Annotated in this window: 7 protein-coding genes; 1 reads left to right on the top strand and 6 read right to left on the bottom strand. The window is 45.4% G+C overall.

What is annotated here, in order from left to right; all coding sequences use genetic code 11:
* Positions 1–123: 123 nt before the first annotated feature.
* Positions 124–1,875 (bottom strand): ABC transporter transmembrane domain-containing protein, encoded by a 1,752-nt coding sequence (locus EZV61_RS17295; RefSeq protein WP_131417220.1) that lies wholly within the window; start codon positions 1,873–1,875, stop codon positions 124–126.
* Between the two features lie 496 nt (positions 1,876–2,371).
* Between EZV61_RS17295 and EZV61_RS17300 the strand changes: the two genes are divergently transcribed.
* Positions 2,372–2,791 carry a hypothetical protein gene (locus EZV61_RS17300; protein WP_131417222.1) on the top strand — a complete coding sequence of 140 codons (420 nt, stop codon included), beginning with the start codon at positions 2,372–2,374 and terminating at the stop codon, positions 2,789–2,791.
* 93 nt (positions 2,792–2,884) lie between these two features.
* On the opposite strand, the gene EZV61_RS17305 is transcribed toward EZV61_RS17300, so the two are convergent.
* The 5 genes from EZV61_RS17305 to EZV61_RS17325 all read right to left on the bottom strand — a co-directional run bounded on the left by EZV61_RS17305 (position 2,885) and on the right by EZV61_RS17325 (position 6,976).
* Positions 2,885–3,409 (bottom strand): hypothetical protein, encoded by a 525-nt coding sequence (locus tag EZV61_RS17305; protein ID WP_131417224.1) that lies wholly within the window; start codon positions 3,407–3,409, stop codon positions 2,885–2,887.
* Positions 3,410–3,545: 136 nt separating this feature from the next.
* The gene (locus EZV61_RS19490) at positions 3,546–3,683 is read right to left on the bottom strand and encodes a hypothetical protein (RefSeq protein WP_165569653.1); all 138 of its coding nucleotides are present in this window, start codon (positions 3,681–3,683) and stop codon (positions 3,546–3,548) included.
* 339 nt (positions 3,684–4,022) lie between these two features.
* Entirely contained in the window at positions 4,023–4,685 is a 663-nt protein-coding gene (locus EZV61_RS17315) for a hypothetical protein (protein ID WP_131417226.1), read from the bottom strand.
* A 327-nt stretch (positions 4,686–5,012) separates the two neighbouring features.
* Entirely contained in the window at positions 5,013–6,149 is a 1,137-nt protein-coding gene (locus EZV61_RS17320) for a hypothetical protein (protein ID WP_131417228.1), read from the bottom strand.
* A gap of 350 nt (positions 6,150–6,499) precedes the next feature.
* Positions 6,500–6,976: a hypothetical protein gene (locus tag EZV61_RS17325; RefSeq protein ID WP_131417230.1), complete on the bottom strand. Its 477-nt coding sequence runs from the start codon at positions 6,974–6,976 to the stop codon at positions 6,500–6,502.
* Between the last annotated feature and the right edge of the window lie 279 nt (positions 6,977–7,255).

Here is a 7,255-nt window from a genome sequence, read left to right on the forward strand (position 1 = left end):
TAAAATAATCCAACTGATTATATAGTTTTAATTTTTTAAATCATTCACATGCTAAAACGTGAAACGAAAAGCATGAAACAGAGAGAGATGACCGCCACGACACTCAAACATCATGTTGTGGGGTCAAATCGCGCTTTTCACCGTTTCATGAGATCTAAACTGCAACTCCGCCAAACGTTTATACAAAGGCGAGCTCTGCAACAAGCTGTCATGACTGCCCACATCCACCAGTTTGCCATGTTCCAACACCGCAATGCGGTCGACATGGGCCACAGTCGCCAAGCGATGGGCAATAATCAGCGTAGTACGCTCTTTCATTAACTCATCCAACGCTTGCTGAACCAGATGCTCTGACTGGGCATCTAACGCACTGGTGGCTTCATCCAACAACAAGATCTTAGGATCGGCCAAAATAGCGCGGGCAATGGCCAAACGCTGCTTTTGCCCTCCGGACAGTTTCACGCCCTGCTCACCCAAAAAGCTGTAATAGCCGTCAGGCAGCTCCAAAATAAAATCGTGGGCATGGGCGGCTTTCGCTGCCGCTTCTACTTCTTGTTGTGAGGCGTCCGGTTTCCCAAACCGAATATTATCCACCACATTGGCGCTAAACAGCACCGGCTGCTGAGGCACCAACGCATACAGATCCCTTAGACTTTCCAGATCCATATCTCTGATGTCTGTACCCTGAATCTTGATACCGCCGACCTGCGGATCACGAAACCGCAGCAGCAAATCAAACAGTGTCGACTTACCCGAGCCTGACGGCCCTACCAGCGCGATACGCTCAACCTGCTGAATTTCTAAATTGAAGGCATCAAGTGCTTTGTGGTCTGGGCGCGATGGGTAGCTAAAGGCCAAATCGTGAATGGAAATCAACGGTCCGGATTTGGCGAAGTCCACTTGCTGAATCTGTGCAGGGGTTTGAATATCCGGCTCGGTTGCGATCAATTCACGTATACGTTCGGCTGCACCGGCGGCACGCTGCACATCACCATAAACTTCGGTCACAGCGGCAAGCGAACCCGCCACCATAATGGCGTAAAACACAAAGGCCGAAAGATCACCGGCAGACAAGTTGCCCGCCAGTACATCGGTCCCTCCGATATACAGCATCACAGTGACGGCCCCCATCACCATAATCATCACCAAGGCGATCAAAAACGCGCGATAGCGAATACGCTGTAACGCCGTTTGAAAGGCGCCTTCCGCGCCATCAGCAAATTGCTGGCTAACTAACGCTTCGCGGGTAAATGCCTGCACCACCTTAATATGCTGCAAGCTTTCACCGGCCCAAGCGCCTACCGTGGCTACCTTGTCTTGGCTGTCTTTAGATAAACGCTTTACCTTGCGACCAATCACAATCAGTGGGAACACAATAAACGGCACCACCGCCAACACCACCAGACTGAGCTTAACGTTACTGATAAACATCAGGGTGATGCCGCCCAAGAAAGTGAGCGTGTTTCTCAGCGCAAACGAGAAAGAGGAACCAATCACGGTTTGCAGCAGGGTGGTATCCGTGGTGACACGGCTTTGAATTTCACCCGCCAGATTATCTTCAAAAAAGCTCGGTGGCAGTTTCAGTAAACGGCCATACAACTGGCGACGAATATCCGCGACCACCCGTTCACCGATCCAGGACACCATAAAAAATCGGAAATAAGCGCCAATGGCCAGGCCCACAATAATCAGCAAAGTGACTTGTAACGCTGACGCCAGACCGTCATAGGATTCAGCACCAAAGCCATTATCAATCATCAAACGAATGCCCTGCCCTAAAGACAGAGTCAACGCCGAGGTAAAAACCAAGGCGACAATGGCGATCGCCAAACGGGTTTTATAGAACTTAACAAACTGCCAAAGCCAGGAAAACATGATGATACTCAATAATGCGGTAAGCCAATCATCATATGGGTTTGCGGAGAGGTTGTCAGGGGTAGTGGTGCCGTGCGAACGGGGCTAGCGCGGTTTTAAGCGAGACCACAGCGAGGCGAGAACGTCCCTGAAGCGGCTAGCGACCAGTGCTTGCAAGCTTAGACTTCATAGCGAAAGAAGCTAAGCAAACACCTTAAGCGATCGTGTTACAAGGCGTTAATGGAGCCACATAGAACCCAAATGCTGACAAAGAATTCTGAACTCCAACAGAGGTTGGCCATTCGTCTTAAAGCGAACAGAAAGTACCATCAATTATCATTGAGCATTACACTCGTTGAACCCCATTAACCGAATGCAAAGCGACCACACTAAAAATGCAGGACTACCGGCACGACGAGAGAAAAACCTACCTAAATGGCAAGCATGTTCACACTACGAAGAAGAAAGGTTTTCTGACTGATAAAGAACTGTCTTCAGCAATTTCAGGACTTTCTCTATGAAGCATTCGAAGCTACCCCTTGCGCTTGTCACTGTACTCGTATTGCTCGTACTGTCGGTCTCCTATTTGAGGCCACATCTGCGGGCAAAACAGTCAAACAGTGAAGTCAGGTTTGAAGTAGCACTGAAAGATTATGAGTGTGCGGACGGGCATTGCACCTTTTTCGAAGTGGTTAACGCAAACGCGCACTACAGCGAGTTCGTTGGTACAACGCTCATACCTTACCTGCTTGATGTCGCTACAGACACCCTCCAAGAAGAGCTCTATTCATTAGCTCAGGTTGGCAATACGCACCTGTGCGTGCGGGGCTTTGTTCATCTGTATTCTGAAGGCACACTGCGCTTGTTCAATGTGAATTCCCACGGGCACAGGTTTCGGCTAGGTGGCTATACCGAGGGGAAATGCGAGGTGCTATGACGCCGCAGCCATGGGCAAAGGCCAGCAGCTCGCCGAGTCGTGGCCTTTGTCTCCTAGGAGCGTTGCGACGAGTTAGTGACTAGCACTGTAATATCACTTGCAAGACACCGCCATTTCTAAGGTCAAGCTTGCTACACTTCTGCGCCCATTACCGTCTTTTCTCTTTAATTCATCTTCCGCGTATACGACTGTTACTTTCGCGCCGACTATAAACAACGAAATGTCTGCTGGGTCATTAACGAAAATTCCAATACTTGCAGTGCCACCACTGACTGTTTCTAGGTCAACCGTGTTCAATACTCCCATTTCGTCCTGTCCAGATTCGTAGACTCTATTTATGGTTCCAGACACGAATCTAGTTGGCATGATCCCTTTGTTAATGCTATCCCACCACTTCGAAGATGCATACAAACCATAAGTACCATTTAAACCAAGAAATGGCTTAGCAGAATTCAGAGTTAGCTTTCGAGTCTCCGCAACCCTACTGGGATCATCTTTGAGCTTATCGGTCAGCCAATAAACTCTCTTCAAGCCAGCACTATCAACGTCGATAAGAGGTAGCTGTTTCGGCTGAGTTCTCTGAAAAAGTCGTCTAAATAGGTTGATGATATTCTGCATACACTTGACGCCTAACCCCCGAAACAATGGCGACCGCAACGGCCTCCAGTTCTTCTACCGCTTTGTGCTTAAGCGACACTGGCAGTGGCTCGATATCGTCAAGACTCCTCAGGTCAACACCCTGCCTGATATCCTGTCACCCTCCGAGATCGCCAGGGTGATCTGCCAGACCCGCCAACTCCGTTACCAGACCCGTTTCCTGACCCTCTACTCGCTGGGCCTGCGTCTCGGTGAGGGCCTTGCCCTGACCATAAAAGCCACCTAGGACAGCCATCTTTTACTGCGTATGAAGAATCACCTTTGAGCACTAAGAATTCAATAGTCATTAAGCTAAAACTATCGTGGAATGGGTGTCCTTTATCCGCTTGATGGATAAGCGGTCATCCGGCCTCGCAAGAGCCTGACGAAGGACATTAGTTGAAGTTGAAACTGTGTGGGTGATAAGGCGGCGGGGTTCGGAACACATCATGGAGCGAAGGCGAATAAACGTCCTTCACAAAGACGCCGGATATATGTCCGCAAACCGATCTTCCTGAAAGCGACTTGCAATATCCGGGGCGTCCATACATGTCCTTTTATTCTTAATTTTTTGCTTTGTTACTTTTGTATTAAATTATTTATTTTTCTTCTTTATTCCACAATATAAGCAAGTAACAAAATCTGGAAATAGTATTCGAGAAAAGAACCAAGAAAAGCATGCCCCACTAAGAAACATACAAATAATAATGGTATTCAATATCAAATTAAAATTATGAATCAAAAGACCAAAGCAGCCACCAAAAGAAGCTATAATCATGGGCCATCTACTAGATACCCTAAGGTCACCATCACCAAGTGGGACATGATTTCCGGGAAAGAATTTATATGTCCCCAGCTCAACTCTGCCAGCCATCAAAGCCTTTTCAACCCCACCTTCTTTCATCCTAAAATAAAAATTAAAGACCATAAAACAAAGTGCAACCAACAAGCCATAAATAGTAAGGAAGTAATACCTACCCTCATTAGAAGACAATATATAAAATATATAAAAGCTAGCAGTCATTGAAAATAAAATGATGACATTGGCCCACAAAATATAGGCAATACCAAGCTGAATCTTAAAATAAAAAAAGACCCCTCCACTAATAGTTAAGCCCCCCCACAGCAAGACTAAAAATAAAAACCCATCACTTAACTTACTCCAAACAAAAGGATAAAATACAACCCCAGCAATAAAAGCTGCTGCCAGTATATTTAATCCTACATTGGCTAAAACAACTGTCTTATTTATATGCACTACTCTCGCCACCCTACAGATTTATATCCACTTTCCATACTGTATGCAACACCGATCCCGACTATAGTTCCGGCCAACAGCCCAATAGCCACCTAGGACAGCCATCTTTTACTTCGTATGAAGAATCACCTTTGAGCACTCAGAATTCAATAGTCATTAATCTAAAAATATCGTGGAATGGATGTCCTTTATCCGTTTAACGATATTCGATTGTTCAATCGCTCCTGTTCCGCCTCTTGTCGGTACTTCCCTGCCACACTATTCCCAATCGCATTACCAAAGGCATCGGCAATCTAGAGATAGTTGCCGATAAATTTTTTGCCCGGATTATTGGCATTGATAATCGAATGATTCGGGTAACCTTCCTAATTTTATATCTAGGTTAATTTTTGTATTTACATCAGCAACAAACTGATTGTTACTTTCTTTCGAATCGTAAAATGGCTCAAAGCTCTCCATCCACTTTGCGTGCTTACAGGCTAACTCGAACTGCTTAGTGTTTAGTAGTTGGGTAATGTAATAATTACTTTCACCAAACCAGATACGCTCCCTGTCCGCTTCGAAAAGGGCAACAACGGCGCTTACATAAGCCGTGCCATCCGTCGAGCCAGGCTCAGGGCCTAAAGTTTCTCTAGCAAGCTTAGCCTTCAAGTAAGGGTGGTCACTCATTTCTAGCGCTTTAAGCATCATTTCCTGTTGCCACTTTTCGTCGCGACCACTGCGTGAAAATCCACTCTTTTTTGCTGTCCCCGAACTTTGGGAATAGACAATCGGCATATCTGATGTGTACCAGTAAATTCTGGCTGCAAATTGGCGGTCGCCAGCTGTCATCGCCTGTGCAGCAAGCTCCTCCAATGAAGATCGGAGTTCGGAAAGGCCAGCAAAGTCCCCACTCAGCATTGAAGTCTCACTATGGCGGTGTTTTTCTACATAATGCCTGAGCTCATCAAAGCGATGTTGGAAGGGGGATACCTCCGCGTCACTCTCCCTTTTCAGAGTGATGTTGAACGTTTTCTGGCTTTGGCCTCTACGGTAAACATGCTCAACAAAGGCGGGTTGATAACCTTTCTTTATAAGAGCAAAGCGCACCGCAACATGCTCCATTCCATCCCAGTATTTCTCTCCAAAATCGATTTCGTAATTTGAAAAGCCATCTATACCAGTAAGAGGATTCGCATCAACATTATTATTTGGCATGGTTATCCAATAAGCTAGGTCCTCATCCCCCTTGAAGCGTGCGACAACCCTCTTGAGATCATCGAGTGAAAAATCAACTTTGTCAGGATCTCGTAACGAGTTTGGCTGCATCGAGAACCAAACAGAAGTGTAAGGTACCGCCTCGCGATTCTCGTCTAACACAACAAATTTAAAGTTCATATAATCCGCACTCATTGCTGTTCTTACGCCACTGCACCCAATCAACATCAAGAGAAAACAAATTGCAATCCAGCTTTTATTCAACATTAGTTACTAATCCACATGGGTTTGATGGCATCAGGATTTGCTGGCGTCGGACTAAACCACCTAGTAGAAAGAACTGCCATCTCTTACTACGTATGAAGGATCACCTTTGAGCACTCAGAGTTCAATAGTCATTAAGTTAAAAATATCGTGGAATGGGTGTCCTTGATCAGCTGTCAACGCTTAACCTCTGCATTACTGACAGCAGCCCATGACTCGGAGCTCCGGCGACTTGCTAAGCTTTACCGGATAAAGGGCTTTCACCTTCAATCTCTTGCCGATTTATCTCGGCGCACTGGCTGCCCCCTTACTCTCTCAAACCGCTACTGTTGCACTTCAAACTTGATACTAGGCTATACAGGACTAGTGAGAGTTTCAGCTATTAATAAACACATAGCAAAACGAGGACTAATAATATCCGAATCAAAATCGATCCTATTATATGGCCTTGGTTTCATCCACCCCCCTTTCTTAAACAACGTAAAAATACTATTAAAAAGAGTCCCCCCGCTGGAAATCCTACCAAAAACCTTACCATTAACCTCTAATTCCCACCTCCCATTAACAGAATACATTTTTTCTTTAGATCCATTCAGAACCCACCCATGATATAACTTTCCAATATTTACTTTTTCAATTGATAAAACTGAAGAACATATTGTCTCTATAGAAACATCAGCTACAATTTCACTTCCATCTACTAATGAGAATGAATTCCCCCAAAGGGCCTTAACAACATGAAAGTCTAAATCAACATCACTTTCTGATACACATTTGTAACCATAGCTAGTCCAGCGAGACTCCCCTCCAAAGAACATGATATAAGACATTATTTTCTACCTTCAAAAGCTATATATGGCTTCCAACCAAAAGCCACTTAGCACCTAGGACAGCCATCTTTTACTACGTATGAAGAATCACCTTTGAGCACTCAGAATTCAATAGTCATTGAGCGAAAAATATGACTTGAGACTTGTTAACTGACTATTATTTAGGGGTGTTTTACGATTTCACTCTGAACCACAAAAAGCTAGACACACCAGCCTCTTCCCCTGAGAGAATGAAGCGTGATGCATTGATGAAAGTGGTGCGTTTCGGTTTAGCCAGTC

The sequence above is a fragment of the Corallincola luteus genome (assembly GCF_004336975.1).
GTDB lineage: Bacteria > Pseudomonadota > Gammaproteobacteria > Enterobacterales > Neiellaceae > Corallincola > Corallincola holothuriorum.

What these genes read in the sequence shown, in the direction of transcription:
- EZV61_RS17305 (WP_131417224.1), bottom strand. Translation starts at nt 3,409, where the DNA reads ATGCAGAATATCATCAACCTATTTAGACGACTTTTTCAGAGAACTCAG.
- EZV61_RS19490 (WP_165569653.1), bottom strand. Translation starts at nt 3,683, where the DNA reads ATGGCTGTCCTAGGTGGCTTTTATGGTCAGGGCAAGGCCCTCACCGAG.
- EZV61_RS17295 (WP_131417220.1), bottom strand. Translation starts at nt 1,875, where the DNA reads ATGTTTTCCTGGCTTTGGCAGTTTGTTAAGTTCTATAAAACCCGTTTG.
- EZV61_RS17300 (WP_131417222.1), top strand. Translation starts at nt 2,372, where the DNA reads ATGAAGCATTCGAAGCTACCCCTTGCGCTTGTCACTGTACTCGTATTG.
- EZV61_RS17320 (WP_131417228.1), bottom strand. Translation starts at nt 6,149, where the DNA reads ATGTTGAATAAAAGCTGGATTGCAATTTGTTTTCTCTTGATGTTGATT.
- EZV61_RS17325 (WP_131417230.1), bottom strand. Translation starts at nt 6,976, where the DNA reads ATGTCTTATATCATGTTCTTTGGAGGGGAGTCTCGCTGGACTAGCTAT.